23 protein-coding genes and 1 tRNA gene are annotated in these 26,884 nt (G+C 61.0%); 11 read left to right on the plus strand and 13 right to left on the minus strand.

Going from position 1 to position 26,884, the window contains the following annotated elements:
• Positions 1 to 400: 400 nt before the first annotated feature.
• The 5 genes from AC1DX3_RS10505 to AC1DX3_RS10525 all read right to left on the minus strand — a co-directional run bounded on the left by AC1DX3_RS10505 (position 401) and on the right by AC1DX3_RS10525 (position 5,393).
• On the minus strand, positions 401 to 1,291 hold the full coding sequence (locus tag AC1DX3_RS10505; protein ID WP_476989230.1) for a polysaccharide deacetylase family protein: 891 nt from the start codon (positions 1,289 to 1,291) through the stop codon (positions 401 to 403).
• Between the two features lie 134 nt (positions 1,292 to 1,425).
• A complete protein-coding gene (locus AC1DX3_RS10510; protein WP_476989231.1) occupies positions 1,426 to 2,796 on the minus strand; it encodes a glycoside hydrolase family 27 protein in 1,371 nt (456 codons plus the stop codon).
• Between the two features lie 330 nt (positions 2,797 to 3,126).
• Positions 3,127 to 4,719: a tetratricopeptide repeat protein gene (locus AC1DX3_RS10515; RefSeq protein WP_476989232.1), complete on the minus strand. Its 1,593-nt coding sequence runs from the start codon at positions 4,717 to 4,719 to the stop codon at positions 3,127 to 3,129.
• A gap of 111 nt (positions 4,720 to 4,830) precedes the next feature.
• Complete coding sequence (locus AC1DX3_RS10520) at positions 4,831 to 4,977, minus strand: hypothetical protein (RefSeq protein WP_476989233.1); 147 nt, start codon at positions 4,975 to 4,977, stop codon at positions 4,831 to 4,833.
• A gap of 59 nt (positions 4,978 to 5,036) precedes the next feature.
• Complete coding sequence (locus AC1DX3_RS10525; RefSeq protein ID WP_476989234.1) at positions 5,037 to 5,393, minus strand: DUF805 domain-containing protein; 357 nt, start codon at positions 5,391 to 5,393, stop codon at positions 5,037 to 5,039.
• 434 nt (positions 5,394 to 5,827) lie between these two features.
• Here AC1DX3_RS10525 and AC1DX3_RS10530 point away from each other — a divergent pair, with 434 nt between their 5' ends.
• The gene (locus AC1DX3_RS10530; protein ID WP_476989235.1) at positions 5,828 to 6,202 is read left to right on the plus strand and encodes a hypothetical protein; all 375 of its coding nucleotides are present in this window, start codon (positions 5,828 to 5,830) and stop codon (positions 6,200 to 6,202) included.
• A gap of 638 nt (positions 6,203 to 6,840) precedes the next feature.
• On the opposite strand, the gene AC1DX3_RS10535 is transcribed toward AC1DX3_RS10530, so the two are convergent.
• Positions 6,841 to 8,331 (minus strand): LytTR family DNA-binding domain-containing protein, encoded by a 1,491-nt coding sequence (locus AC1DX3_RS10535; protein WP_476989236.1) that lies wholly within the window; start codon positions 8,329 to 8,331, stop codon positions 6,841 to 6,843.
• Positions 8,332 to 8,466: 135 nt separating this feature from the next.
• Here AC1DX3_RS10535 and AC1DX3_RS10540 point away from each other — a divergent pair, with 135 nt between their 5' ends.
• Positions 8,467 to 9,906, plus strand: a complete 1,440-nt coding sequence (locus AC1DX3_RS10540; RefSeq protein ID WP_476989237.1) for an alpha/beta fold hydrolase — start codon at positions 8,467 to 8,469, stop codon at positions 9,904 to 9,906.
• Between the two features lies 1 nt (position 9,907).
• Here the strand turns inward: AC1DX3_RS10540 and AC1DX3_RS10545 are convergent, their stop codons facing one another.
• Positions 9,908 to 10,825, minus strand: a complete 918-nt coding sequence (locus tag AC1DX3_RS10545; protein WP_476989238.1) for an ATP-grasp domain-containing protein — start codon at positions 10,823 to 10,825, stop codon at positions 9,908 to 9,910.
• Between the two features lie 52 nt (positions 10,826 to 10,877).
• Here AC1DX3_RS10545 and AC1DX3_RS10550 point away from each other — a divergent pair, with 52 nt between their 5' ends.
• The gene (locus AC1DX3_RS10550; protein WP_476989239.1) at positions 10,878 to 11,873 is read left to right on the plus strand and encodes an adenosine kinase; all 996 of its coding nucleotides are present in this window, start codon (positions 10,878 to 10,880) and stop codon (positions 11,871 to 11,873) included.
• Between the two features lie 12 nt (positions 11,874 to 11,885).
• Here AC1DX3_RS10550 and AC1DX3_RS10555 read toward each other — a convergent pair whose 3' ends face one another.
• From AC1DX3_RS10555 to AC1DX3_RS10565, 3 genes are all read right to left on the minus strand, one after another.
• A complete protein-coding gene (locus tag AC1DX3_RS10555) occupies positions 11,886 to 12,452 on the minus strand; it encodes a Smr/MutS family protein (protein WP_476989240.1) in 567 nt (188 codons plus the stop codon).
• Between the two features lie 157 nt (positions 12,453 to 12,609).
• Positions 12,610 to 15,141 carry a PAS domain S-box protein gene (locus AC1DX3_RS10560; protein WP_476989241.1) on the minus strand — a complete coding sequence of 844 codons (2,532 nt, stop codon included), beginning with the start codon at positions 15,139 to 15,141 and terminating at the stop codon, positions 12,610 to 12,612.
• A 398-nt stretch (positions 15,142 to 15,539) separates the two neighbouring features.
• A complete protein-coding gene (locus AC1DX3_RS10565) occupies positions 15,540 to 15,836 on the minus strand; it encodes a hypothetical protein (RefSeq protein WP_476989242.1) in 297 nt (98 codons plus the stop codon).
• Positions 15,837 to 16,085: 249 nt separating this feature from the next.
• Here AC1DX3_RS10565 and AC1DX3_RS10570 point away from each other — a divergent pair, with 249 nt between their 5' ends.
• The 5 genes from AC1DX3_RS10570 to AC1DX3_RS10590 all read left to right on the plus strand — a co-directional run bounded on the left by AC1DX3_RS10570 (position 16,086) and on the right by AC1DX3_RS10590 (position 22,407).
• Positions 16,086 to 17,999 (plus strand): sensor histidine kinase, encoded by a 1,914-nt coding sequence (locus tag AC1DX3_RS10570; protein WP_476989243.1) that lies wholly within the window; start codon positions 16,086 to 16,088, stop codon positions 17,997 to 17,999.
• Positions 17,996 to 20,191: a putative bifunctional diguanylate cyclase/phosphodiesterase gene (locus AC1DX3_RS10575; RefSeq protein ID WP_476989244.1), complete on the plus strand. Its 2,196-nt coding sequence runs from the start codon at positions 17,996 to 17,998 to the stop codon at positions 20,189 to 20,191. Before AC1DX3_RS10570 ends, AC1DX3_RS10575 begins: the two co-directional genes overlap by 4 nt.
• Positions 20,192 to 20,352: 161 nt before the next feature.
• Positions 20,353 to 21,525, plus strand: a complete 1,173-nt coding sequence (locus AC1DX3_RS10580) for a TadE/TadG family type IV pilus assembly protein (protein ID WP_476989245.1) — start codon at positions 20,353 to 20,355, stop codon at positions 21,523 to 21,525.
• 4 nt (positions 21,526 to 21,529) lie between these two features.
• Positions 21,530 to 22,000 carry a TadE/TadG family type IV pilus assembly protein gene (locus AC1DX3_RS10585; RefSeq protein WP_476989246.1) on the plus strand — a complete coding sequence of 157 codons (471 nt, stop codon included), beginning with the start codon at positions 21,530 to 21,532 and terminating at the stop codon, positions 21,998 to 22,000.
• A complete protein-coding gene (locus AC1DX3_RS10590; RefSeq protein WP_476989247.1) occupies positions 21,997 to 22,407 on the plus strand; it encodes a TadE/TadG family type IV pilus assembly protein in 411 nt (136 codons plus the stop codon). The genes AC1DX3_RS10585 and AC1DX3_RS10590 overlap by 4 nt, the downstream gene beginning before the upstream one ends.
• Positions 22,408 to 22,466: 59 nt before the next feature.
• On the opposite strand, the gene AC1DX3_RS10595 is transcribed toward AC1DX3_RS10590, so the two are convergent.
• Positions 22,467 to 22,958, minus strand: a complete 492-nt coding sequence (locus tag AC1DX3_RS10595) for a hypothetical protein (protein WP_476989248.1) — start codon at positions 22,956 to 22,958, stop codon at positions 22,467 to 22,469.
• Positions 22,959 to 23,013: 55 nt separating this feature from the next.
• Between AC1DX3_RS10595 and AC1DX3_RS10600 the strand changes: the two genes are divergently transcribed.
• Positions 23,014 to 23,748 carry a hypothetical protein gene (locus AC1DX3_RS10600; protein ID WP_476989249.1) on the plus strand — a complete coding sequence of 245 codons (735 nt, stop codon included), beginning with the start codon at positions 23,014 to 23,016 and terminating at the stop codon, positions 23,746 to 23,748.
• A 165-nt stretch (positions 23,749 to 23,913) separates the two neighbouring features.
• Here the strand turns inward: AC1DX3_RS10600 and AC1DX3_RS10605 are convergent.
• Both AC1DX3_RS10605 and AC1DX3_RS10610 read right to left on the minus strand, forming a co-directional pair.
• A tRNA-Gly gene (locus AC1DX3_RS10605) sits at positions 23,914 to 23,988 on the minus strand.
• Between the two features lie 214 nt (positions 23,989 to 24,202).
• Positions 24,203 to 25,189 (minus strand): 2-hydroxyacid dehydrogenase, encoded by a 987-nt coding sequence (locus AC1DX3_RS10610; RefSeq protein WP_476989250.1) that lies wholly within the window; start codon positions 25,187 to 25,189, stop codon positions 24,203 to 24,205.
• A gap of 191 nt (positions 25,190 to 25,380) precedes the next feature.
• Here AC1DX3_RS10610 and AC1DX3_RS10615 point away from each other — a divergent pair, with 191 nt between their 5' ends.
• Both AC1DX3_RS10615 and fabA read left to right on the plus strand, forming a co-directional pair.
• Positions 25,381 to 25,989 (plus strand): SH3 domain-containing protein, encoded by a 609-nt coding sequence (locus AC1DX3_RS10615; RefSeq protein ID WP_476989251.1) that lies wholly within the window; start codon positions 25,381 to 25,383, stop codon positions 25,987 to 25,989.
• Positions 25,990 to 26,337: 348 nt separating this feature from the next.
• Entirely contained in the window at positions 26,338 to 26,856 is a 519-nt protein-coding gene (gene fabA / locus AC1DX3_RS10620) for a 3-hydroxyacyl-[acyl-carrier-protein] dehydratase FabA (RefSeq protein ID WP_476989252.1), read from the plus strand.
• Positions 26,857 to 26,884 lie beyond the last annotated feature (28 nt).

Here is a 26,884-nt window from a genome sequence, read left to right on the forward strand (position 1 = left end):
CCGCGCAATTCGAGCGGAGAACGTGAGCTGACACCGGCAGACGACCTCCGGGAACGTCTTACAGCCTTATTGTTTTGCCACCTGGTCAAAGTTATCGTCCAGTGTGATCCCGAAAGCTTCAATCTGTCTACCCACGTCCGCGAGAGCAAGAGCGCGGTAAGTCCAGTATGAGAACAGGGGGAAGATTGATTTCTTCCCTTCCATATCAATTGCGACCGATATTCCGCCCGCCGGACATCGGCGGTCTTATGAGATAAATTCCGAACGGGACAATTCATCTCAACTAAAACGCTTATGCGAATTTCAGATTCAGGACAGTAGCGTAATCGGTTGTTTAATTGTCAAACACCGGTCCGTCGTCGCCAGCGGCACGTTTTTGCACGGGTATGCCGAGAACCCCTTATTGGCACGTGGTCATGATCGGTCCAATCTCGTGCAGCGATGCGATCGAACCGTCGTGAATGTCGATACCTCGCTCCTGCGCCACACGTTCAAGCATGATCCCTTGCGCCGATCCAGGACCACTGAAGTCGTAGGCCGGATCGCTTTCGGCCTCTTTCAGACTGACATATTCCGCGCCTTCGGCGTCGAGGGCGCCGAGAATCTGCGGCATCATTTCGCCCGTGAAAGCATTGATATGAACCAGCAGCACTTGCGGAATTTCGCGGCCGTAGATCGTCTTCGACAAGATACGGGCGCGTTTGATCGCGGCGGTCACATCGCTCACATAGGTTTCGCGCAGCGTCGCGATCGCCGCGGTATCGCCCTTGGCGAGGCAACGGGCATAGGCGTCGGGATAGGCCCAGTCATTGAAGTTCATGGTCACATCGGCAATTTTGTATCCCTTGGACGTCACATACCGCATGATCTCGGCGTGCGTGGTGTCCGTGTCGGCGCTGAGGTTGGGAAAGCGTAGCCAGTGCCAGTCCGCCTGGCCCATCAGCGACCTCAGGACGGGCTCATTGCTGTCGATATCGGCCTCGAAGGCTTCGACCGTGTTTTGCGCCGCATTCATATGCGTAAAGCTGTGACTGCCCACGGGGTGCCCGGCCGCCCGCCACGCTTCCAGGACGCCGGCGGACGATGGATCCCAGGTCAGGCTTTTGCCGATGACGAAGCCCCACGCTTCCTTGACGCCGTGCGCCTTGAAGGCCGACAGGAACGCGTCGGCCACCTGCTGACGCGTCACCCCTTGCGGCAAGGCGCCTTGCCCGGTCAGGTCGTCGACCGTGACGGCCACCTGGAACTTTTCCCGGTCGTCCGCAAAGGCCGCTCCACACGCGAACATCATGGCCAATCCGGCAGCCAGAAAACGGCATAAGGTCAATGTCAGCTCCCGAGGCAGGCGTTCAAATTTGGCAACAGTTCGAAAGCCACCACGTCACGCCGGGGCCTTTTTTGATGGCAATCTGGCGATGTCTAGTCTCAAGCAGCGCTCAAACGATAAAGCGCGGCGCCATGCGCGGGCAGGCTGACGCTCACCCGTCCATCCACCGGCGACAGCGCCTTGCCCGCCCACAGGTCACGCACGGAAAGCGCACCTTGAAGCCCGATCACAGCGGGATCGAAACCGACCTCTTTTTCGGCATCGGTCGTGTTGAACAAGGCCAGATAAACGTCGTTATTGGCGGCCTTCGCCGTCCAGATCCGTGTGCCGTCGGCGAAGAAATGCGGCTGGTTATCATGGCTCGCCTGATTGACGGCCAGCACTTCGTCATTGGTCAGAAGTGCAAGGGTGGCGTCATCGAGATAGCGCAGGTCGCCACCCATGATCAGCGGCGAGCGGGCGATCGACCAAAGGGTCATCAGGGTTTTTTGCTCATCGGGCGTGAATTTGGTGTCACGTTGCCCCAGAGCCAGGCGCCCCAGAGGCAGCATGTCGGCATCGGGCCAGGCCCCCGGCGCCCGGCCTGAGTTCCAGTTTTCCAGCCGGGTGAACTGCGCCTCGAGAAGCGCCCATTCATCCCAAAAATCGTCACTGATGCGCCACATCTGCGCAAAGCGTTTAACGTGGTCGCCACGCGGCACGGGGGTTTCACCGGGCGACAGGCTCAGGATTATCGGTCGCCCTCCGTTGAGGATAGCCGCATGGGCCGCCTCGATTTCCGGCGCGTGAGCGTCATAAGGCCGGCTCATATCGTCCATCTTGACGAAATCGACACCCCAGCTCGCATACAGGGCAAACACGCTGTCATAATAGGCTTGCGCGCCGGGCTTGCGCATGTCGACGCCGTACATGTCGGGATTCCACGGACAGATGCTGGCTGTATCGGCGATGTCGCGGGCGTGAAGGGACGTGCCAAAAACCGGCAGATTGTTCTCGACCGCCAGACGTGGAATACCGCGCATCAGGTGGATACCGAACTTGAGGCCAAGTGCATGGACCTGATCGGCAATCGCCTTGAAACCCTTGCCATCGGCGCTGGAAGGGAAGCGATTGGGCGCAGGACACAGCCGGCCATACCCGTCCATGACCGGCTGGGGTTTGGCGCTGTAAGTATAGCTGCTGGCGTTCGGCTCGTACCACTGGATGTCGATGGTGAAGACGTTATAGCCGTGCGGTAACAGCTTCTCGGCCATGATGCGCGCGGTTTGCAGCGCCTGATCCTCGGTAATGGTGGTAGCGAAGCTGTTCCAGCTGTTCCAGCCCATGGGCGGGGTTGGCGCCAGTATGAAACGGCCGCTCTCAGCGGCGCTCGCCGAGCCCTGCGTGCTCAGGCTTGTGGCGATAGCGCCGGTCAGGGCCAGCCCGCCCAAAAGGCCGCGCCGGGATGGATGGAGCTTATCGAATGTCATACTGTATACCTGCCTGTTGTTTCTATTGGAAAAACGCGTTCCGGCGCGGAAGCGGAACCACTTCAGCAAGCGTGGTTGCGTTAGCGGAATTAGATTTTCAATCCATATGTAAAATTTAAATTTACATTTGGCAACGGAAACGCTCGTCGTAACCGGGGACCTCGGCTGATTCTTGCAAAAAGGTGGTGATAAACAACCCTTCGACCCCATCGAGGCGGTCGCTTTTTTGCAGGGTTTAGCCGCCATTTACGCCGATAAACGCTGACGGCCCAGGAAGTCTATGACGCGCTGCGGCGCATCCCTTACCACACTAGTGGCAGAACGCACGTGCTATTGGCCGTCAAATCCTTCAGCCATCTTGGCAATAGCGTCGTTACTGCCATTGGCGGCGGCGGCTTCCATCCATTCGACGGCGCGCGCCGGATCCTTGACGCCGCCAATGCCGGCCTGGGTAAGCAGCGCCATCATGTATTGCGCGTCGGGATGGTCCTGCGCCGCCGCCTTGACCGCCCAGTAACCGGCGTGCTTATAGCTTTGCTCGACTCCGTTGCCCGACCAGTATGCCAGAGCCAGGTTGTATTGACCGGTCCTGTAACCCCCCTCGGCCGCCTTAAGGAAATAGGCGTTGGCGACGTTCAGATCGACCGGCAATCCATTTTCGCCATCACGATAGCCTTGGCCCAGTTCATTAAAGGCCCGGGCATTGCCCTTATCGGCCGTCTCCATGAGATGCTTGTAGCCGTTCACGGCGTCCAGGGGGCCGGCTACGCCCCGCCATTCATATATGCCGGTCAGGGCCAGCCCTGTCACGCTTCCCAATTCCGCGGCCTTGGCGAAATTTTGCCGCGCCGACACTTCGTCCTTTTGATCCAGTTGCACCGCGCCCAGTTCAAGATAGTTACTTGCTACGGGCTCGACCGCCACGGCTTTTTGTGCCCAGCCGAGAATCTCTTCAGGCGTCGCCCCGCCATTCTCACGGTAGTATTCGCAGATGGCGAAAGGCGCGGTTTCTTCGCCCGCCGCATCCGCCTTCAGGTACCAGGTGATCGCTTGGGCGTGATCGACAGGGGTTCCATCGCCCTTTTCGTACATATTCCCGAGGAACACCATGGCTTGCAGGTTTCCGCCGTCCGCAGCACGTTTGAGGTAGGAAAAAGCCTTATCATTGTCTTCCGCCCGGCCGTTTTCGCCGTTGTGATAATCGACGCCCAAACGCATCATCGGGTCAAAATCGCCCTTGGCGGCGCTCGCTTCCACCGTTTCATCCGTATAGGTGCCTTCCACGCTCATCACGTAGTCGGCGGCATCGGCGTTCCCGGCCGCAGCGGCATGCTTCATAAGCGCCATGCCCTCGGCGAAATTCTTGGCAACGCCGTCCCCGTTGATCAGCATGCCGGCCGCTTGCATTTCGGCGGTAGGACGCAGGGCGGAAGCCTCACGGTAGTAGCGATAAGCCTCCGCCTTGTTCATTGGGACGCCGTAGCCCTTGTAGAGGCAGTTGGCGTAGGATTCCTTTGCCGCGGGATCGCCCGAGTCGGCGACAGACTTGACCTGGGCGGCGTATTCTTCGTGCGTCTGCTGACGTGGGAGTTCCGGATCGGAGGATTGCGTGGCGAGATAGGCCGCTAAACCGGTTTCGAGCGGATGGGCACGTGCATATTGCTGACGTTCCCATTCCTCACGGATGTGGTCCGCGGTTTCGGGATCTGGCTCGGGAGGGTCATATTGGAAGGTAAAGCTGGTATCGGAGTCGCCGTCATTCTTGTAATAGCGGGTGTTGCGCTCGGTTTGCTGCTGAATGTACTGGTCGTGCTCGCGTTGGATATTCTGCTGCGCATAGTAGTTTTGGGCCAAAACCGGGTGTGGCAAGATGAGCCAGGCAGACGCGGTCCCGGCAAACAACGGAAGAAGCAATTTTTTCATGATGTCCCCACGGTCAGATAAGGCCGCGAGGTTATAGGCCGTGCAACGCCTGTCCAGTTACAACCGTTGTTAATATGGCCAGGAAACGCCGTCTTGCCCTCGAGGTATATATCAATGACAGCCGCAGCCGATATGCAGCGCCGCTTCGACGGCATCCTTGAAGCGCGTGGAGGCTTCGAGGTCATAGGTCAGGTAGAGGTCGGGCTCGATCAGTTCCAGTTCCATCAGGCAGAAGCCGCCGTCGGCGTGGCGGACCATATCGACGCGAGCATATAATCCGACGCCATATCGGCTTAATTCGATAGGACATGCGTCAGTCAGAAAGCGTCCACCGCTTTTTTAGAGCCTTGACGCGGATCGCCGCCATACTTGTTTTCGCCCTTGGTGCCAGGGAGTACAGCCAAGACCAAGGTGGTCAGGAGAAGCAGCCAGGATAGGGAATCATAAACCCATGCGCCAGCGCGGGGTAGTGGGAGCCAGTTGGAAAGGCGTGAGAACAGCACCAAGGCGGTATGGGCGAGATAGATTACTGCGGGCCATCCGCTGAATCCGACATCGTGCAAACGCCTGGCGGCGGCGCATGAAAGCGGCCACGCCAGACAGGCGAGAAGCACCAGAACGGCCGTAAAGGTCGCTGCGTGCACCGAGACCCCATAGAGGAGCAAGGTCGTCAACACGGGATCCGGGAACTGCTACAAAACAAGAATGGCCAATGCCGTTAGTGCAAACGGCAACCTCTTCGTGCGGCCATTGAAGGCAAAAAGTGCACCCAGGTGACCTTGCGGTATTGTCGCCATTCTCACTTTTACCCCTGAAAGGTGACGTGTTGGATTAAGCTCTGACTTGACGACTTCGCGGCCTGATTGCCTCGTTATGACATTCAATTGCATGAGAGGACAAGATATCTCTCAGGGAGATAGTTCATTCGCTCGTCGGCCTTTGCGGCCGAGCCATAGTCCGAAATGGCACCCGTGGAATATACTTAGATACCAACGGTCATAAAGTATGACCGTGAAGGCCGGCACTGCGACGAAAACCTGCCGCCGTCGTGACACAGGGCCCGATCGCGGCTATTGCCAGAGTTGGATTTGCAAAGCGGTGGAGAGACATGCCTAATTTTTCGTGGGACCCGCTCGACTTTCTTGAGGCGCTTGAGGTCGTGCCGGTCGAGGAGGAATACGGCATTTCGTATGACTATATCGTCGAACGCGGGCCATTAACGCTCGGCCTTACGATCTGGCCGCTGGTTGGCGACGTGACGCTTGCGCTCAGTTGCGCAGGCGTATCGGAACCGGTTGTTCGGCTTGACCTGCTGAACTGCCCCGGTGCGCGCGTCGTGCAGGGCAAGGAAAGCCGTTATATCGAGTTCGCAGCGGCAAAGGTGTTCGGTGGCCGCTATGACCATGCCGACGCTCCGTCCCACGGCTTCCGTCTGCACCTCCGGCCATTTCTCCAAGTCACGACCTTCTCGAATAGCCCGTGAGCGAGTCTCCGCATTCGAGGGACTACGCCCCCCGCACTTCGCCGCCGGGGCAAAGGGACAAGACCCTCTAAAACACCCTCCGCAATGGGTGCGACGTGGCGATACGGGCGGTTGACGGCCTACCCAGACCCTGTATGAGTGCCTATTAGGCGCAACTAACGCGGGACAGTCACATGCGAGCACGTGCAACTGCAGTCTTGGCCACGTTGACGCTGGCCGCATCACCGATGCTTGCCACAACAAACGTACCGACCGTCGTCGATTTGACGGCGATGAATGAGACGGACGTACGCGCGCTTTTGTCAGATGTCGAAATCGGACCCGAGTGCTGCGATATGGCAGAGGTTTTCTATCATGATGGAAGCTATGTGTATCTTGGATATGGACCTGAGCGAGGTCATTTCACGGTCGCCAGCAACCATGTCTGTGTAACAAGGGAAAATCGGCCCTATGAACACTGTCGTCGGATTTATCGGAATAGGAAAGGGGAGGCGGTCTTTATAAATGACGGTGACAGCCAGGTTGAACTCATCAGTCCGCGCCCCGCTCCCGACAGATCCCACTGGCGGTAAATGCAAATAGACCGTGAATTTGCGCCGCTAATAAAGCTACCCCTCAGGCTTGGGGCCCGTTATCGCCTAATCCGTTCCGGCTAAGGCGCTTCTGACCTTTGGCATGATGCGCCGGCTGACCGGGACCCTGGCGCCATTTGACAGCGCCAGGACACCGACGCCGGTCGCTTCGCGTGTCAGCTTTTCGATATAGCCGGTGTTGACGAGAAATGAGCGATGCACCCGCAGGAAGTTTGCCGGGAGCAGCTTTTCAAGCTCCAGCAAGGCGCCATTGTGCAAAATCGAACGGCCGTCGGTGAGGTGGAGTTCGACATAGTCGTCCGCGCCTTTACACACGGCTATGTCCGTCGTGTTCACGATGGTCACCGCACCGGCGCTATTGACCCGAATGACCGCGGGCGTTTTCGACTGGGTGGCGCGGGCCAGGGCCAGTTCGAGATCGTGAGCCCGCATTTGGGTGCTCTCGTGCTCGCGCCGTTCTTTCTCAAACAGGAGGACGCGAATTGTGAACACGATCAGGATCGCGGTCGCGGCTTCGTAGTAAAACAGAGCGTCGAGAAATGCGCCCTGGAAGATAAGGATCGACGCGGCGACGAGGCCAAGCGCCAGACTGACCATCAAGGCGGCACGATTGCCCTTGAGCGCGGCATAGCCGGCGACCAGGGCGCTGGCGACCGCGGCGACCAGAAGGACAAACGCGGCCTTGCCGTCATAGCCCGGCACGACGACGAGCGGGACCAGACTTAAGGCCACCACGCCAGCGAATGTCGTCATCTGGCGGGCGGGGGCGAAACGGAAGATCACCAGGGCCGAGAGCGTTACGGCGAACAGGGTGGCACAGGCCGCGATGGTCATCAGGCGCCAGTCCTGAACCGGGTAAGGATAGGGCGTCAGGCCGCGATACACTTCGGCGAACAACTGAAGTGCTGCGACCAGGGACATGACCGCCAGCAGGAGCGGTTCGCGGCGGTTGACCTTGGACAGGGCGGAACTGGCGAACACAAAGGCTCCGGCCAGCAAGACGCCGAAGGTCACCAGGGATGGCCAATAGGCGCGCAGGATAAAATCCAGAGGCTGGCCATAAGGGGCGATGGCGATGACATGGACCGGACCGGCGAGTCGCAGGACATTGTGAAATGACGACAGCCGCAGGACGATGTCGTTTTCGCCGGCGTGCAAAAGCCCGGGCGGGATAAAGAAGACCGCATCCATGCGCCCCACGGTCTCGGTCGACTTGTTTGCCCCCGGCGTACCGTTTTGTCCGATCCGCACACCATTCACGTAGGCCACGCTTGCCGCCTTGGCCGACACATAGAGGCCGAGCGGGCCCTCGTTCAGGGATGACGCCGTCACATCCACCCGGGCATGTAACCACAGGTCGCGGCCCTGGGGATCGAGGGCGTGCAGTGTAGTCGCTGCGCACCCCGGACGATCGAAGGTGGCGGGTGGCAGGTCCCCGCCTGGACAGGTGACGACGTCCTTAAGGGGCGTCGCGGCGGCGGCGCAGGCCGGCAGGGATATGAGGCAAAGGGCAAGAGCGAGGAGAACAAATTTCATGACCTACCGTTAGCCGATTTTTCGCCACCGGTCTGCGCCGCTGACCGGAAATCCAGCGCCTTTGGCCGAAATCATGATGAAATGCGCAGGGGCTCTGCGTAGCGTCGCCAGGCTTTGCCGTGAAAGGGCCTGTCCATGATGTTCACAAAATACCTCGCGCCACTCATTGTGGCGGCTGCCTTCGCCGTGCCGGCCGAGGCCGCGCCCGATGAGCAGGCCTTCATCTTTGAAAGCGCCGCGGGCGCGAAGGTCGACGCCGTGCGCGGAACCTTCATGGTGCCGGAAAACCGCGCGCACCCGAACGGGCGGCAATTGAAAATCCATTATGTCCGGTTCCCGGCGACCGGCGCGCATCCGGGCGCACCGATCGTCTACCTGTCCGGTGGCCCAGGTGGTTCGGGTATCGAAACGGCAAAACATGAGCGGTTCCCGCTGTTTATGGCCATGCGTGAATTCGGCGACGTTATTGCGCTGGACCAGCGCGGCGCGGGCTTATCGGCGGAAGCGCCAAAGTGCGTATCCGAAACGGTTATTCCCATGGATCGACGCGTGTCGCAGACCGAGCGCGACACATTGTTGCGCCAGGCCGTCGAATTCTGCGGCACGTTTTGGCGCAAGGCCGGCTATGATACCGCCGGTTACACCACGGTCGAAAACGCCCAAGATCTGGATGCGCTTCGTGCCCATCTCGGCGCCCCGAAAATCTCGCTTTGGGGTATTTCCTATGGAACGCATTTGGCACTGGCCGCGATCAAGGAAATGGGCCCGCGGCTGGACAAGGTCGTCCTGTCTAGTGTTGAGGGGCTTGATCAAACCGTGAAGCTGCCTTCGGAAACGGACGCCTATTTTGACCGGCTGCAAGCCGCCATCGATAAGGAGTCCGCGGCCAAGGCCGTCTATCCCGACATCAAGGCCCTGATCCGTCGCGTCCATGCCAAGCTGGATGCCGAGGCCATCCTGATCAGCGTATCTACACCGGCCGGGCCAAGGCCGATGCGCCTCACCAGCGAGACGATGCAAATGCTGGCCAGCGGCATGATTGCCGACCCTCAGAACGCGTCAAGGCTGCTGATGCTGTATCTGGCCGTTGACGCCGGCATAACAGAGCCTGTTGCTGCCATTTTAGGGCAGTTCGTGACCCCGGGTGCACCGGAAGAATTTACGCTGATGCCGCTGGCGATGGATATAGCTTCGGGCATCGACGCGAAGCGGCTGTCCCGGGTTGAGACCGAGGCAAAGACGGCCTTGCTGGGGGATGTGGTCAATTACCCTATGCCACAGGTCGCGGGCGCACTTGGCCTGGATCTCGGCGATGGGTTTCGCACGGCGCCGCAAAGTGCCGTCCCGACGCTGGTTCTGACCGGTACGCTGGACGGCCGGACCTATCCGCGTGAGCAGGCGGCCGCTGTTGCCGGCCTGGTCAATGCCGAAACGGTTACTGTCGAAAACGCCGGGCATAACCTCTTCATGGTGTCACCCGAAGTCACCGAAGTCATCGGCGAATTCATGCGTGGCGCGCCTTTGCATACGCATGCCATCGCGGCCACCACGCCTTCGTTCGCGCCGGCATTTTAATTCAGTGGCAGCGGCAGCCGATATGTAGCGCCGACTCGACCGCGTCCTTGAAGCGCATGGAGGCTTCGAGGTCGTAGGTCAGATATAGGTCGGGCTCGATCAGTTCCAGTTCCATCAGGCAGAAGCCGCCGTCGCTGTGGCGGACCATGTCGACGCGGGCATAGAGCAGGCGGTCGCGGCCGATGAAATTGACCGCGGCTTCGGCGAGGGCCAGGGCTTCGGCGGGTGGCGCCATCACGCGCAGGTTGGCGTCGTAATCGGGTTGGGAACGGAAGTCGCCGGCCTTGGGGGTTTTCAGGACGCTGTGCGACAGTTCGCCGGCGAAATAGAGCAGGGACCATTCGCCTTCGTCGCGGATGGCCGGCATATAGGGCTGGATCATGGCCGGGCCGTCGGGCAGGGACGGGAGCTTGCCTTCCACGTCGGCTTGGCCGGTACCGATGTCGGTCAGGGTATCGCCTTCCCACACCAGGGTGTTCTTGGCGCCGGCGGAAATCACCGGCTTGATGACCAAGGCTTTCTGGCCGAAATCGAGGCGGGCGCGGGCGACGTCTTCGTTGGTTACATTGTCGACGAACAKGGTCGGGATGATGCGCACGCCGGCTTCGGCGAGGTCGCGCAAGTAGCGCTTATCGACATTCCAGGCGACGATTTCCGGCGGATTGAACATGCGGTAGCCGTCCGCTCCGATGCGCATCACGGTGGCTTTGAAGTCGTCGGGCGCATTGTGATAGCCCCAGGCCACCAGCGGGCAGATCAGGTCATAGGCTTCGGTCACCGGTTCCGACCACGGTTGGTCGAAAATTTCGACGTCGACGCCGGCCAAAGCTTCGCGATAGGCGTCCAGCACATAGGGCCAGCGACCGTGGTGCGACGGATGGTCGGGGTTGGGTGTCAGGATCAATAAACGCTTGCTCATCGAATCTTTATTGACCATTAGGATAGCCTTCCGCAAACGGAATCGTTCAGACATGCTCACCTATGATATCACCGCCGTCGGCCACGCCATTGTCGACGTTCTGGCACCGGCCGACGAAGCCTTTCTTGTGTCGCACGACCTGCACAAGGGCTCGATGACCCTGATCGACCAGCACCGCGCGGTATCGCTCAGCGAGGCCATGGCCGACAGCGAAATGGCTTCGGGCGGATCGGCCGGCAACACCATTTCGGGGGCTGCGTCATACGGCGCCAAATGCGCCTATATCGGCAAGGTGGCGCACGATGCGCTGGGCGAGTTCTTCAGCAAGGACCTGAAGAAGATGGGCGTGACGTTTAACACGCCGGTGCTGCATGACGACCCGACCCATACCGGCCGTTGCCTGATCAATGTCACCAAGGACGGCCAGCGCACCATGGCGACGTTTCTGGGGGCCGCGGCCTTGGTCGCGCCCGAAGACGTCGATCCCGAGATCATCAAGGCGTCGCAGATCGTCTATCTGGAAGGCTATCTGTTCGACACGCCGTCCGGCAGGGAGTCGTTTGCCAAGGCGTCGCAGATCGCCCGCGCCTCCGGCCGCAAGACCGCCATTACCCTGTCCGACAGCTTCGTCGTTGACCGTTGGCGCGACGATCTGCTGGCGTTTATCGACCGCCATATCGATCTGGTCTTCGCCAATGAGGCCGAGCTGCTGGCGCTGTTCCAGACCGACGATTTCTACAAGGCGCTGCGTTATATGCGCCAGAAGGTCGACCTGGCCTTTATCACGCGCGGCAAGGAGGGCTCGGTGTGCGCCAAGCTCGACGATACGCATATCATCCCGATCTATCCGACCGAGGGTGTGGTGGATACGACCGGCGCCGGCGATCAATATGCCGCGGGGGTGTTGTATGGCCTGTCTCAGGGGCTGCATGTCGAGACGTGCGGGCGGTTGGGGTCTGTGGCGGCGGCGGAAGTGATTGCGCATTATGGGCCGCGGCCGCTGGTGAGCTTGCGGGAGCTGGGTATCAAGCACGGGTTGATTGAGTAGACGGCGGGGCCGTCAGCCCCGTCGTTTCAAAGCGACATAGAGGGCGCCGGTGCCGCCGTGGCGGGCATGGGCCTGGGAAATGCCGGCCACGATATGCGACAGGGCCGGGTCGGCCAGCCATTCCGGCGCGTGGCGTTTGAGGATGCCGTTTTCCGCCAGGCCCTTGCCGGTAATCACCAGGATGGCGCGGTAATCATTGGCATAGGCTTGTTGCACGAAGGCTTTCAGGCGGGCCTCGGCGGCGAATGTCGTCATGCCGTGGAGGTCGAGGCGGGCCTCGATCGGGTCGCGTTCGCGGCTGATGCGGCGTTTGCGTTTCGGCTCGATCGGATCGGGTTCATAGCCCGGCGCGCGGGTGATCTTGAAACCGGTGGCCGGTTTGAGGGATTGACCTAGGCGGAATGGGGTGAGGGGGGCGGGTTTGGGCTTTTCCGCCACCATGTCGGGCAGGCCGGCGACCTTGACGGTCTCGATTTCGGGTGGTTTGGGCGCTGCGCGCACAGGTCTGTGCGGGCGCACGGTCGCGGTCACCAGCGACCACAGCCGCAAATCCTCTGCCTTGAAACCGAAGCGTGCCATGTGTGAACTTTACTAAAGTAAGAAACCCCACCACCACGCCCTGCGGGCGCGGTCCCCCTCCCCGGCAAGCGGGGAGGTTCAAAAATGTTTGATCCTCCCGGCGAAGCAAAACGGTGGTGGGGTATCTTACGTTTAAAATTGGCCGAGGCCAGGGTTTTCAGTAATCTTCCGACTGAAAAGCCTGCAATTGCCGGGTGAGGCGTTCGCCGCGGCGGCCGGCGGCCAGGGCGGCTTCGGACAGGCGCCTGACGCTTTCCGGGCTCTCGTTCTGGCGCGACAGCATTTCGAGGGCGCCGTTGATGACATTGAGCATCTGGGCGAAGTCCGAGGCGACGTCGCTGGTCAAACGGCCGATCGTCTCGAAGCGTTGGGCGTGGGAGAGGTTGTCATTGACCAGGTCCAGGCGTTTCTGCATCTGGGCTTGCTGCTCCTGGGCCTGGGTGAGGGCGGCCTGCATGTCGGCCATGCGGCGTTCCAGGGCCTCGTGATCGACCTGCGGCATGGCGTCGAGTTTGGCCTGGGTGTCGTGATAGGCCGCCTGCCACTTGGCCAATTCGAAGCGCGTGTCGGCCAGCTTGGTCTCCCAGGCGCTGGTGTCGGGTTCGGGCACGGGCGCGGCCAGGACCTCGGCCAGTTGCGCCTGCAGCTTGGCCTTCTCGTCCTCGACGGCCTGCAGGGCCTGGACGCGCGCCTGCAAGGCGGCGCGGTCGCGTTCGGCGGCGTGCAGGGTGTCGAGATAGATCTTCATGGCGCCCATGGCGTCGCTGGTCTCGATCCGGGCGCGGCGCAGATCTTCCTCCATGGCGGCGATGCGCGCTTCATAGTCGCTGTAGTCGGGTTCGGGCGGCGGGGTGTTGAGCGCTTCGTCGAGCCTGGCCTGCAGGTCCTTGCGCGCCATTTCGGCTTGGTCGAGATCGCCTTGCAAGGCCTCGATACGGTCGTCGCGCGAGTCGGCCACCGGCTTGGCGAAGATGATTTCGTCGAGTTGCAGCTGCAATTCGTTGCGGCGGGTCTCGGTGTCCTGGAGGTCGGCCGTCAGGGTGTCCAGGCGGGCTTTCAAGGCTTCGTTTTCGGCGACGACTTCGGGGTCCGGTTGATGGACGATAACCGGTTCCGGGGCCGGTTCTGGGGCGGCCGGGGCTTGCGGCGTTTGCCAGGCATAGACGTCGGCAGTCGCGGCTTTGGCGGCGTCTTGAGCGGCTGTCAGGGCGGTTGCGTGTTCGTCTTTGGCAGCGGCAAGCGCGGCTTCGTGTTCGGCCTTCGCTTCGGCCAGGGCTTCTTCGCGGGCGGCTGCGCGCGCCGCTTCGAGATCGGCTTCGCTGACAGCCGTATCGGCGGCGGCGTAGACGACCTGCTGCGCCGTTTTCCATTCGGTGCAGTCGATGGCGACGCCGAAGATGTCGCGCTGGCCGTCGACTATTTCCGCCTGGCCCTTGAGGGTAATCCAGTGCTCGCTGCCGTCGCCGTGCACCACCTTGATATCGAGCGACAGGGCGTCGCTGTCGCCGCCCAGCAGCTTGGCGAATTCGGCATCGGCCACGGCCTGGTCGGCGTCGGAAATCAGGGTCGGGCCGCCGGGCTGTTCGCGGCCGATCAGGGCCATCATGCCTTCGTCCTCGACAATGGTGTCGGCTTCGGGGTCGTATTGCCAGGTGCCGACGCCCAAGGCGGCGCGGGCCAGCTCGGCCTGGCGCAAATCGAGCAGTTCCTGGGCTTCGTCGTCGCTGAGCGGCGCCGGCGCCACGGCCTCGACCGGGCGGACGGCTTCGGCGCCTTCGGCCGCCATGGCCATGACGGTCAGGCCGATATCGCCGCCTTCGTGGGTGCGCACGACCCAGGCGGTGACGATGGCGGCGCGGGCATCGCCGTCGCTGTTCCTGAGCGTCAGGCGGACGGATTTCTGGTTATGCGGCTCGCTGTCGTCCTGGGCGTCGCCAAGATAGTCTAGCGCCTTCTGGAAATCGGCGTCGGCGACGAACATCTGCGACCAGTTCTGGTGGATGGCCTGCTCGCGCTTGAGATCGAAGGCGTCGAGCGCGGCGGCGTTGATGTCGAGGATATTGCCGCGGGCGTCGAGCCCCCAGAACGGCACGGTCGCGGCGGCGAACCAGTGGCCGCGCCACAGGCCGCTGATGTCGTCGACGCCTTCGCCGGAGGAGGTTTCGATCTCGACCATGGCGCTGGTCGTACCGGTGACCTCGCCGGTATTGTTGGTGATCGGCATGGAGGTGACGGACACCAGCACCTTTTCGTGGCTGCCGTGATTGGTCAGCATGTGCTGGAAACCCTTGACGGTCTGACCGCGCAGGGTGCGGGCAATCGGCATCATGTCGGGCGGAATGGAGCGGCCGTCGGGATAGGCGATCCCCCAGGTGGCGGAATGGAAGCGCAGGCCGATCAGCTCGGAATCCTTGCGGCCCAGCAATTGATGCGCCGCCTTGTTGGCGAAGGTGAACTTGCCGGTGGTGTCGGTCTCGACCAGGGCGACGGGCACGGCGTTCAAGACGCTGAACATGCGGCGCTCAAGGGTGTCGATCTTGCGCTCGGCCTTGAACAGCAAGTCTTCGAACTGGCGGACCTGGAAAGTCTTCAAGGAGGCGATGACGCCGGCGATAATGGTCAGGGTCAGAAGCAGGGCCGCGGCGGCACCGAGGAGCAGGACCAAATCATGCTCATTTTGCAACAACATACCCAAAAACCCACTTTTGTAACGCCTTGCCGTCAATAGGCGCCATCGATGACCGGGCGCCGTCTGGACTTGGGGCTTTTGACCTTCTGCCGGGCGCACCTGTCACATGGTACATTTTGTGACAGAATCCGCCTGTTGCCACAAACCCGAGCAAGTTTCGGGCCGCAACGGATTTATCTTACATCACAATTGTTTAAGGCAAAGTGGGGAAAAAAAGGTTTTTCCTTAGCCTCAGTCGCCGGCCGGCCACATCTTGGGCTTTTGGCGTGGCCTTGGCTACGCGCCAAACGTGGCGCGGGCGCTCAATTGCCCGGAAGGGCGGAAGTATTGGGCGCCATGAAGGGCAGAGGAATTGGGCGCCATGTTAAGGAAGAGGTACTGGCGCCGTGCGAAACCGCTCAGTTCGGGTTTTGCGACAGGGTCAGTGCGACCTTGACCAGCAGGTCGGCGTTTTCATACATGCGCTCATTGGCCAGTTTCAGCGCTTCGGCGATGCGGTCGGCCGGCGCCGGATAGCCTTCGTCCTTCAGCCAGCGGTCGCAGGCGCTTTCCGACACGCCGGTGGCTTCCGACATCTGCTTGGCCAGGGCCTTGCGCGGGTCGGTGCGCCAGGCCAGTTCGGCGAGGCGGGCGAATTCCATCGGGGTCAGCAGCAGGGGGCGGGTCTTGGGCGACAAGGTGGCGGTATCGGTCATCTACGGTCTCAATATATTGTGCGATGCAATATAACGCGGGATCGCGAAAACGGGAAGACAAATATTATGTCAGGTTTCGCGGAATTACCCGTGCCGGTAGGCCGGTAACGATTTTTCACGGCAAGAAACCTCTCACTAAGCATTTTCACGTATCCTGGTTCTTCACCTCCCAGCGGCGGCCCGGGAGATAATGGCTTTAGAGTTCCGAGTACGTATTTGCACCAGCCTTCAAAAGACTCCGTTACAGCCGTGTCATTGTCCCGCAGCCCGCTGGCAGTTTTGCCGCACGACACGCTGGAACAGCCGGCCGGCGTCCGGCCGACGGGCGCGCGGCCCGAAGCTTCGGGCAAATGGTTTCACTTCGCTAATCTGAAAGTCGAAGCCGCGATCTTCATGCTGATCGCCCTGACCTTTGCCGCGGTTCTGGGCCAGGAGGCCGTTACCAGCAAACAGCTGGATATCGCCACCCGGTCGGGACAATATTACCCTTTTGTCTACGGCGATAAGGACGACGGCGGCAAATCGTCGGTCACCTACGACTCCGCCAAGCCGCTGGAATGGTCGTGCACGCTGCGGCCCGGCGCGCAATATACCTATTGCGGATATGGCTTGCAACTGGATGCGACCGATACCCGTACCGGTATCGATTTTTCGAAATACCAGAATATTGTCCTGCATCTGAACTATCAGGGTGTCGGCGACCATCTGCGGCTTATGCTGCAGAATACGCCGCCGGCCTCCCTTGGGGACAAGGTGAAGAAAGGCGACACCATGCCTTTTGTCGCCGAATTCACCGTCGTTCAGGGCGACAACGAAATTCACCTGACAGAAGACCAGTTTGTGGCGGAACAATGGTGGCTGACCAGCCACAATATTGCGCCCGATCAAACCAGGTCTCCGCTCAATCACGTTGTATCGCTGGCGTTTTCGTCGGGGAGCGCGACGCCGAACGGCACGTTCAACGTGTCGGTCCGGAGCCTCGTGTTCAAGGGCGTCTTTCTGACGACCGCGCAATGGTACCTTATCATTCTCGGTGTCTGGCTGGTCCTGACCGGCGCCTTTCTGGTCTATCGCTTCCTGTCCATCCGCAGCGGCTACGAGGCCCGCCAGCGGCAACAGGCCGAGGAGGCGCGGATCCTGTCCGAAGCGCGCGCCGCCGCCGAGCAGGCCAGCGCCGCCAAGTCGCAATTCCTCGCCAATATGAGCCATGAGCTCAGGACGCCGCTGAACGCCATTCTCGGCTATGCCCAGCTGTTGAAAACGGCCGATCTCAGCGAGCGCGACGTGTCGGCCGTGAAGACGATCCAGCACAGCGGCGAACACTTGCTCACCATGATCACCGACATTCTGGACATCGCCAAGGTTGAGGCGGGCCGCATGGAGTTAATGCCGGCGCCTTTCGACGTACGCGCCTGTGTCCTGACGGTCGCGCAAATGATCCGCCTGCGCGCGGACGAAAAGGGCTTGAGTTTTGCCGTCGAGGTCGCCAGCGACGTGCCGCATAATATCATGGGCGATCAGAAGCGCGTCCGCCAGGTCCTGATCAATCTTTTGGTCAATGCCGTCAAATTCACGGCCGCGGGCGAGGTTCGCCTGGAGGTGTCCACCGTTTCCGCGACGGATGGAATCGTACGCCTGCGTTTCGATATCATCGACAGCGGTGTCGGCATCGGCCGCGATCAGATCGAGCGCATTTTCCGCCCGTTCGAGCAGGCGGGCAATGCTATCGATCGCAGCGGCGGCACCGGCCTGGGTCTCAGCATCACGCATCAGATCGTCACCTTGATGGACGGCGATATCCGCGTGGAGAGCACGGTCGGCGAAGGCAGTCGTTTTATGGTCGAGGCACCGTTCGAACTGGCTGCGGCCGAGGCGCTTCCGGCGGCCTCCGAGGCTAACCCGGACACAGGTCTGGTGATCTCCCTGCCCGACACCCAAGCTCAGCCAGACGCGGCGCCGCAGGGCGAGCAGATGGAACGGCTTCTCGCTCTGGCCCGGGCCGGCAATCTGCGCGCCATCCGCAAGGAAATTCCGGCGATCATCGCCGCCGGTCCACAATATCAAGGCTTTGCCGAGCGCCTCGACGCTCTGGCGGCCGCTTACCAGTCCCCGGCCGTGTTACGGCTGATCGAGCAGTATGCTCAGGAAAGAAACGCCGCATGACCGTGATGAGCAAGATAGCCGCGCCGGCGCGCATTTTGGTGGTGGATGACAACCCGGTCAATCTGGAGGTCCTGGTCGATCATCTCGAAGTCCATGGCTTTGAGGTGCTGGTGGCTCTTGGCGGTCTCGAGGCCCTGGAACGCGTACGCTTCGCGCGGCCGGACATCGTCCTGCTGGACGTCATGATGCCCGACCTGGACGGGTTCGAAACCTGCCGCCGGCTGAAGGCCTCCGCGGACAGTCGCGATATCCCGGTCATTTTCATGACGGCGCTCACTGACGTCAACAGCAAGGTTGCGGCATTCGCGGCCGGCGGCATCGACTATGTCAGCAAGCCATTCCAGATCGAAGAGCTGCTGGCGCGCGTCAGGACCCACCTGGCGCTGCGCCGCGCCCAGGTGGACCTGCTCGATCAAAAAGCCAGCCTCGAAGCCGAAATTGCCGCGCGTCACGTCGCCGAACAATCGTTACGTGAGTCCGAGTTGCGGCATCGCCGCCTCTTCGAAGCTGCCGGCGACGGCATATTGGTGCTCGATTGCGGTACGAACACAATTTACGACCTGAACGCTCGCTGCGCCAGCATACTCGGCTGCAGGGCCGACGATGCGCGCGGCCGCTATATCGAAGACATACCCGCCCTCAAGGCGGCAGGCGGCAGGGCCATCGTGGACGCCTTGCGCGAGAATGGCCAGATGACCTGGGAAGACTGGTCGTGGCAGAAGGCGGATGGCACAACCATGACCGTCGAGGTTATCGGAACGACCTATCGGGCCGGCGATCGCTTGCTGGCGCAATGCACCTTCCGCGACATCGGCGTCCGCCGCGAAGCCGAGGCGCGTGTGCGCTATCTGGCCCTGCACGACGCGCTGACCGGCTTGCCGAACCGCACCCTGCTGATGGACCGCCTGGGTCAGGCCATCGCGCAGGCGCGTCGCGACCATAGCCAGGTGGGGCTGTTGCTGCTCGATCTCGATCATTTCAAGCACATCAATGACAGTCTGGGCCATTTTATCGGTGACGGCCTGCTGGAACAGGTGGCCAAGCGTCTGCGCAGCGTGCTGCGTGAGGTCGATACTCCGGCGCGCCTGGGCGGCGACGAATTCGTGGTCGCCGCGTGCGGGCTGACCGGGCCGGCCGACGCCGAGGCGCTGGCGAAGCGGATACAGGAGGCCCTGGAGCCCGTCTTTACGGTCGAAGGTCACAATCTTCGTGTCGGTTCCAGCATCGGTATCAGCCTGTATCCCGCCGACGGCGACAATGCGCCGGCGCTGCTCCAGGCGGCCGATACGGCCATGTACCAGGCCAAGAAAAAAGGCCGCGGCAATTACCGCCTGTTTTCACGCGATCTCAGCATGGCGGCCGAACGCTGGCACAGCCTGTCCAGCGACCTGCACGGCGCCTGCGAACGCGGCGAGTTCGTGCTTCATTACCAGCCCCAGTTTTCGCTCGACAATTCGCGCATCACCGGTTTGGAGGCCTTGCTGCGCTGGCACCATCCGGTCGATGGCCTGATCCAGCCGGGCCTTTTCATTCCGCTGCTCGAAGAACATGGCCGCATGGTCGAAGTCGGCCGTTGGGTCTTGCGCACGGCCTGCGCCCAGAACGCCGCCTGGCAGGCCCAAGGGTTGCCCAAGGTGCGCATGGGGGTCAATCTGTCGGCCCAGCAATTTTATCGCGGCGATATCGTCCGGGCCGTGCGTGAAGCGCTCGATGAGTCGGGCCTGGCGCCGGAATGGCTGGAACTGGAGCTGACGGAAAGCCTGACGCTGGACGATACCGACACGACCCTGCGCGTGATGGGGGAACTGAAGGCCATCGGCGTCAAGCTGTCGCTGGACGACTTCGGCACCGGCTGGTCGTCTCTGTCCTATCTGAAACGCTTTCCACTCGACCGGATCAAGATCGACCGTTCGTTCGTTCGCGATATCGTCAACGACCACAGCACGGCTGCCATCGTCCACAGTATCCTGGACCTGGCGCGTCAGTTGAAGCTCGAATGCGTGGCTGAGGGCGTGGAGACGACGGAGCAACTGGCGCATTTGCGCGGCGAAAAATGCGCGGAAATCCAAGGCTTTCTGTTCAGCAAGGCTATTGGCGCCGATGATGTCGCCACTCTTCTCGCACCGGGCGGTAAGCAGAATCCGGATTTCATGACGCCAGCTTTGGTAGCCCACAATGCGGCCGCGGAATAACCCGCCCGCTACAAACGAGGTCAACGCGGCGTTAGGTACGATCCTTCACGTTTTTTACATGTCCGCCGCGCACATTGAGACTTTCTGTTCTCGGGTAAGCACACATGTTTGAAGGTGTTCGGGCGCGCTTTCGATCATTTGGCCGGGCAAGGTCCGGCAATGTGACGATACTGTTTGCATTCACCCTGCCGATGGTGGTGGGTGGGTCAGCTTTTGGCGTTGAGATCGGTGGCTGGTATTACGATCAGGTGCGATTGCAGCAGATGGCCGACGCATCGGCTTTCGCCGGCGCTCTCGAGAATCGGGCCGGTAACGCCGAAGCTGTCATATTGACCTCCGCCCAGGCCGCCGCCGTTTCCAACGGCTTCGTCGGCACGACGGATACTCTGGTTGTCCATACGCCACCCATCTCCGGACCCAATCAAAACGTAAATTCCACCGAGGTTCTGCTGACCCGGACCGAAGCGCGCTATTTTTCATCGATCTTCGACAACAGCCCGGTTGTGGTGAAGGCGCGGGCTGTCGTTACGTTTACGACGGCCGCCAATGCCTGTGTCCTGGCCCTTGACCCGGGCGCCAATCAGGCGGTCTATTTTTCCGGCAGTTCGACGGTAAAAATGGTCGGCTGCAACGTTATGTCCAACTCCATATCCAACTCGGCCATCTATAGCCAGGGCGCCACCACGGTCACCGTGCCGTGTCTGATGACGGCCGGTGACGTTTCGATCAATGCTGCCGTCACCCAGACTGCCTGTTCCACGGCCATGACGCAGCTGTCGCCGGTCGCCGATCCGCTGAGAAATGTCGTTGAGCCGGCCGCGACAGGCGCCTGCCAGAATACCAATGGCAATATGATGCAGCCCGGGCGTTATTGCGGCGGCTTGACCGTCAATAATTCGGTCAGCTTCAAGCCCGGCGTCTATGTTATCGACGGCGGTTCCTTGAAAGCCAATGGCAATGCCAGCCTGACGGGATCGGGGGTTACCTTCATCCTGAAAAACAATGCCACGATCAGCTTTAACGGTAACGCCGTCCTGAACCTGTCCGCCCCGACCTCCGGGACCTATAGCGGCATCCTCTTCTTCGGCAGCCGGTCGAATTCGGCGTCGACGGCGGTGACCCTGAACGGCACGGCGGGTTCCGTCATGACCGGAGCGATATATTTTCCCAAACAGACAGTATCCTATATCGGCAATTTCCAGGGCGCCAACGGGTGTACCCAGGTTATCGCCCGTACCGTCGCGTGGAGCGGCAATTCGAACCTGGCGGTGGATTGCACCGCCTACGGCATGAGTGCCTTGCCGATCGGTGGCGCAGTAAAGTTGGCGGAGTAACGACATGAATCCTGGTATTGCCAATTCTGTTATTGTCGCGCGTAACGATAAACGCCGGGGTCACCTGTTCGCCTGGTTCCGCCACGGCGGTGGGGCAGCAGCGGTCGAATTCGCCTTTCTGGCGCCTTTGATACTTGTCGTCCTGGCCGGCATCAGCGACGGCGCGTCCCTGGTGCTGAAACAGAGCTCGATGCATGCCGGCGTCAGCAGCAGCGCCCAGTATATTATGAGCGGAGGCGCCGACCTGGCCACCGCGAAGTCCGTCGGCCTGTCGTCCTGGCCGTCGCGCTCGGAGGAGTCCGCCTTTTCGGCCACCAAGCTGTGTTATTGCGGGTCGGCGGTGTCCGATTGCTCGACCCTGTGCACCGATGCGACGGCGCCGAAGGCCTATGTCACCATCGCGGCCAGCGACTATGTCGACGGATGGTACATCAAGACCACGGTCAGTACCCACCAGGAAGTCCGCACCCGATGAGCAACCGTGTCTTCCGCCGGCTGGCCGGCGATCGCAGGGGCACGACGGCGCTCGAATTCGCCATTATTGCGCCGGTGTTCCTGGCCCTGGTCATAGGCGTCGTCAATTTCGGCTACGCGTCGTATTGCGGCGCCGCGGTCCGCAGCGCCGTGCAACGGGCGTCGCGCCAGCTTATTATTACGCCGACGACTTCGGCAGCGACCTTAAAAACAAGCGCCCTGGCCCTGCTGGTCGACGTGCCCGTCGAGAACCTGACGGTGACGGTCAGCACCGAAACCGTTTCAACGTCAGAGAGTATCAAACGCGTCAGCTGGACCTATGACTATTTGCTCTGGCTGCCCTTGTTGTCGGACCAGACGCTGGATTTCAATTCCAGCATTGTCGTGCCCATGGCGCCCACCACCTGATGGTCGTTGCCGGCGGTGGCGCCGCTCGGCTATGATCGGTGTGGCCGGTCGGCCTGCCGTCAAAAGCAGCTGGATTGACCTTCCAGGGACAGGGCCTCGTGCCAGTCCGCCGTCGAAATGGTCAAGGTGCCTTCCAGCACGTGCGTGCCCTCTTCGTCCGTACCTGTCATGGTGTAGTCCAGCTCGGCCTTCAAATCGGCTTCCTGACTGGTGTAACGGTCGTGCACGCCGCCCTGTTCTTCGTTTCCGGAACTTGAAACGCGCTTGAGGATGAGGTGGCGTCCGTCGAACTGGATCTCGCCGGTGCTGTCATAGGGATCGATCATGACCCAGGCTGTCGAGCCATCCGGTTTGAACTTGGTCTGCGGGCGGAAGAAACCGGCGAAACAGCCGCCGACATAACCGGTACTATCGTCCAGAATGCCGATGCGCGAAGGTTGGGCCGGCGCGGGAGCCGGGGGCGGGGCCGGGGCGGGCGGTGTTACGGTCACCGGCGGCTTGCCGGCGCAGGCCGTAAGCAGCAGAAACGCCAGACAGATAAAACGCTTCATCGACCCCTCCGACCAAGTGGGTTCGGCGCGAACGGTTAAGTCCGCCGTCGAGGCCATGGTAACCGGCAAAGGCGCTTTTGGCGATGCCAAAAAACGTTGTTTTGTGCGTCTTCCCAAAATCCGGATGCCGGGCTATCGTCCATTGGCGTCCTGCAGGACGGTCGTCATTCTCAGGGGGGAGATTATGGAGCCATTGGATGGGGCGGCACGCCTGCCGCGCATGATATCCTGGGCGGTGCGGGTCACGGCGGGTCTGATGCTGGTCTATATGCTGGTCGTGGTAATGGCAGAGACCGGAATTTTGCCGGGCATGTTCCCTTTGTCGGATGCTTACCAAACAAGATGGGGGTGGGGTATCTTCGTCACTCTTGCCCTGATTAATTTGGTGATCTGGCCCCTGTGGTGCGGCCTTGCCAATCGCGCCCTGCAAGCGCGGGTGCACCCCGATCTCAAAAGCCGGCCGCTTATGGCGACGCTGTGGTTTTTCATCCCCGGCGCCTTCCTCTTCATGCCGTGGCCGGTGGTGCGTGAGATATATCTGGCCAGCGAGGACCCGACCGAGGAGGATCACAAGGCCCCGATCGTGGGATGGTGGTGGTGGGCGCGGCTTATTCTGTACTTTGGGGTATGGCCGCTATCCATACCCCTCGATCCGCAGGGCGAACGCTTTTCGCTGGGACTTGGCTTGCAGGTCGTGATCATGGCGGAGCTGATGCTGGAAATCTTCCTGATGACCCAAATGACACGCTGGCAGACACGCATGAGCATGAAAGTCGCCGAAGTCTTCTGAGACTCGTCGGCCACAGGTTGCGAACTGGAATAATCCGGCAATCCGCGCAACGGCAAGCTGGGCCATGGGAGGACGGGCCCCAAGGCGCGGCTTAACAGTCCAAACTAAGATTGAGTTCCACCGAAGTCGGATAGGACACTGAATATCCAACCCCAAAGGAGGGATTGGAGCGGGCGAAGAGGATCGAACTCTCGACATCGACCTTGGCAAGGTCGCGCTCTACCGCTGAGCTACGCCCGCGTCTCTATCCGTTGGCAGGGCAGGCCTGCCGGGTAGGCGGGCCTTATAGACGGAAGCCGGAAAGCTTTGCAAGAGCCTAATCGCGAATTCCTGTGAAAAATATTCTTCGCAAAATGCCAAATCGAGTGAAGGGCCGCCCCGAGCGATGATTTGACCACTTTGGGCCATCAAAAACGTATTTTTCGGCAAAACCGAAAAAACTTTTTGATGAGGATTAAAGCATGGCCGGGATAACGCGGTCGGGCGGGCGATGGCCGTCCTGGAAGGTCTTGACGTTGAGAATGACGCGATCGCCCATGTCCTGACGCGCCTCGATGGTCGAGGAGGCCATGTGCGGCAGGAGGACGGCGTTGGGCAGGCCGATCAGTTCCGGATTGATGGCCGGCTCGCGTTCATAGACGTCGAGACCGACGCCGGCGATGCGCTTTTCGCGCAGCATGGCGGCGAGCGCCTGTTCGTCGACGATCTGGCCGCGGGCGGTATTGACCAGGATGGCATGGGGTTGCAGCTTGCTCAGGCGTTCGGCGTTGAGCAGGTGCATGGTGCTGGAGCCGCCCGGCGCGTTGATCGAGATAACGTCCATGCGCGACAGCATCTGGTCGAGATCGTCCCAATAGGTGGCGCCCAGCTCGTCGGAGATGCGCGCCGAGACTGGTTTGCGGTTATGATAGTGGACGCTCATGCCGAAGGCCTTGGCACGGCGGGCCAGGGCCTGGCCGATGCGGCCCATGCCGATAATGCCCAGGCGCTTGCCGAAAATGCGCCGGCCGAGCAGGAAGGTCGGCGACCAGGCGGAAAATTCGCCGCGCTGGACGATTTCCGACCCTTCGACGAAGCGCCGCGACACGGCCAGGATCAGGCCCATGGTCATTTCGGCCGTGTCTTCGGTCAGGACGCCCGGCGTATTGGTGACGATGATGCTGCGATCGGCGGCTTTCTGGATATCGATATGGTCGTAGCCGACGCCGAAATTGGCGACCATCTTCAGGCGATCGCCGACATTGTCGAAGAATTCGGCGTCGATCTTGTCATTGATGGACGACACCAGGACGTCGCAATCCCTGGCCAGTTCGAGGATGCGTTCGCGCGGCATGGGCGACATGTGCAGCCACAGCGAGGTGTCGAACAACTCGCGCATCCGCGTTTCGACGGCGTCGGGCAGCTTGATGGTGAGGACGACCTTGAGTTTCGAAGCGCTCATCTTTGCCTTTTTTGTTGACCCGGCGCGCCCCGACCCTTTCCCTTGGTCCGACCGGCCGGTTGCCCCGTGATATTTGTCATCACTTATGCGGCAAGTTATAGTCTTGTTAACCAAATCTGAACGCTTTGGGCCGGATTCGTAGGGTTCCGCCCAGGTTCATTTTTGCTCAATGCGTCGTGTCTGAAATCGCCATGCCAGTTCTTCGTCCAGCCCGCTCTCAAACCCGCGACGACATAACCGCTTTGCCAAGGCCTTTTCAAGCCCCAACCTGGCTTAAGGCGTCGTCATGGCTGGCTTTAGCGGGCATCGTGTTGCTGGCCGTGCCGGTTCAGGCGGAGGAGGGCGCGTTCGATACGCCGTCCAAGGCGCCGGTGCCGCGGTGGGCCATGCTGCGCCGTAACGAGGTCTATGCCCGCAACGGCCCGAGCAAGGACAATGCCAAGGTCTGGACCTATCGTGTGGCCACCTTGCCGGTGCAGATCATTTCCGAAACGCGCGACTGGCGGTTGGTGTGCGATCCTGACGGCGGGGTCGCCTGGGTCAGCAAGACCATGCTGCAGGCGCCGCGCACGGTGATGAGCCCGTTCCAGATGAAGCTTAGCCTGCATAGCGGCGCCGATGAAAGCTCGCCGGTAAAGGCCATTGTGCGGCCGCGTTCGCTGGCGCAACTGGTCAAGTGCAAGAAGGACTGGTGCAAGGTCAGTATCGACGGCGTCAGCGGCTGGGCGCCGGAAAAGAGCCTGTGGGGCACGCAGACGGCGGCGGTTTGCACGCGGCCGAATCCATTTGCGAGCAATTAAGCGGGCGCTGGTGTAAGAAAGCAAGAAACCCCACCACCAACGCGCAAGGGCGCGTCGGTCCCCCTCCCCAAAACGCCGAAGAAGCGTTTCAGGGAGGCAAGATTCTCCGAAGGCCCTTATCCTTCGGCAAGCGCGACCGCGCGCCGCGCACGTTTGCGCGAGCCTTGCGGCGCTTGAGCACTAAAAGACCAGCGACTGCGCGCCCGAGCCTATGCGAGGAGCCCGGCGGCGCTTGAGCCAAAAAAACATTGAGACATGACGCGCGCTCGTGTAACGCATCTTTTTTTAATGTTACACGCATCGTGATCACGCCGGCGGGCCTGAGGATGCAGCGGAGCCGCAACACGAATGACCGAACGCCCATCGTCCTTTAGCTACGAAGACCTGCTGGCCTGCGGCCGCGGCGAGATGTACGGCCCCGGTAATGCGCAACTGCCCGCGCCGCCGATGCTGATGATGGACCGGATCATCGAGATCAACAATCACGGCGGCGCCTTCAAGAAGGGCTATATAGAAGCCGAGCTCGACATCAATCCCGAGCTCTGGTTCTTCGCCTGTCACTTCATCGGCGATCCGGTCATGCCGGGCTGCCTCGGGCTGGATGCCATGTGGCAACTGGTCGGTTTCTATCTCGGCTGGCTGGGCAATCCGGGCCGCGGCCGTGCGCTCGGCGTCGGCGACGTCAAGTTCACCGGCCAGGTGACGCCGAACGTGCAGAAGGTGACCTACAAGATCGACATGAAGCGCGTCATGTCGGGCAAGTTGATTATGGGGATCGCCGACGGGGTTGTTGAAGCCGACGGCAAACCTATCTATTCGGCATCCGGCCTGCGTGTCGGTCTGTTCGACGCCAAGGACCTGGGTTAAGAGTTCGGCGTTTTTTGATTCATTTGGG

The sequence above is a fragment of the Asticcacaulis sp. P2_B1 genome, from assembly GCF_056404915.1.

Excerpts from the sequence above, each read along its gene's own strand:
- AC1DX3_RS10540 (WP_476989237.1), top strand. The coding sequence starts at position 8,467 with ATGATGTTCACAAAATACCTCGCGCCACTCATTGTGGCGGCTGCCTTC.
- AC1DX3_RS10590 (WP_476989247.1), top strand. The coding sequence starts at position 21,997 with ATGAGCAACCGTGTCTTCCGCCGGCTGGCCGGCGATCGCAGGGGCACG.
- AC1DX3_RS10585 (WP_476989246.1), top strand. The coding sequence starts at position 21,530 with ATGAATCCTGGTATTGCCAATTCTGTTATTGTCGCGCGTAACGATAAA.
- AC1DX3_RS10510 (WP_476989231.1), bottom strand. The coding sequence starts at position 2,796 with ATGACATTCGATAAGCTCCATCCATCCCGGCGCGGCCTTTTGGGCGGG.
- AC1DX3_RS10535 (WP_476989236.1), bottom strand. The coding sequence starts at position 8,331 with ATGAAATTTGTTCTCCTCGCTCTTGCCCTTTGCCTCATATCCCTGCCG.
- AC1DX3_RS10520 (WP_476989233.1), bottom strand. The coding sequence starts at position 4,977 with ATGGTCCGCCACGCCGACGGCGGCTTCTGCCTGATGGAACTGGAACTG.
- AC1DX3_RS10515 (WP_476989232.1), bottom strand. The coding sequence starts at position 4,719 with ATGAAAAAATTGCTTCTTCCGTTGTTTGCCGGGACCGCGTCTGCCTGG.
- AC1DX3_RS10505 (WP_476989230.1), bottom strand. The coding sequence starts at position 1,291 with ATGATGTTCGCGTGTGGAGCGGCCTTTGCGGACGACCGGGAAAAGTTC.
- AC1DX3_RS10575 (WP_476989244.1), top strand. The coding sequence starts at position 17,996 with ATGACCGTGATGAGCAAGATAGCCGCGCCGGCGCGCATTTTGGTGGTG.
- AC1DX3_RS10600 (WP_476989249.1), top strand. The coding sequence starts at position 23,014 with ATGGTAACCGGCAAAGGCGCTTTTGGCGATGCCAAAAAACGTTGTTTT.
- AC1DX3_RS10530 (WP_476989235.1), top strand. The coding sequence starts at position 5,828 with ATGCCTAATTTTTCGTGGGACCCGCTCGACTTTCTTGAGGCGCTTGAG.
- AC1DX3_RS10610 (WP_476989250.1), bottom strand. The coding sequence starts at position 25,189 with ATGAGCGCTTCGAAACTCAAGGTCGTCCTCACCATCAAGCTGCCCGAC.
- AC1DX3_RS10595 (WP_476989248.1), bottom strand. The coding sequence starts at position 22,958 with ATGAAGCGTTTTATCTGTCTGGCGTTTCTGCTGCTTACGGCCTGCGCC.
- fabA (WP_476989252.1), top strand. The coding sequence starts at position 26,338 with ATGACCGAACGCCCATCGTCCTTTAGCTACGAAGACCTGCTGGCCTGC.
- AC1DX3_RS10565 (WP_476989242.1), bottom strand. The coding sequence starts at position 15,836 with ATGACCGATACCGCCACCTTGTCGCCCAAGACCCGCCCCCTGCTGCTG.
- AC1DX3_RS10560 (WP_476989241.1), bottom strand. The coding sequence starts at position 15,141 with ATGTTGTTGCAAAATGAGCATGATTTGGTCCTGCTCCTCGGTGCCGCC.
- AC1DX3_RS10615 (WP_476989251.1), top strand. The coding sequence starts at position 25,381 with ATGCCAGTTCTTCGTCCAGCCCGCTCTCAAACCCGCGACGACATAACC.
- AC1DX3_RS10555 (WP_476989240.1), bottom strand. The coding sequence starts at position 12,452 with ATGGCACGCTTCGGTTTCAAGGCAGAGGATTTGCGGCTGTGGTCGCTG.
- AC1DX3_RS10550 (WP_476989239.1), top strand. The coding sequence starts at position 10,878 with ATGCTCACCTATGATATCACCGCCGTCGGCCACGCCATTGTCGACGTT.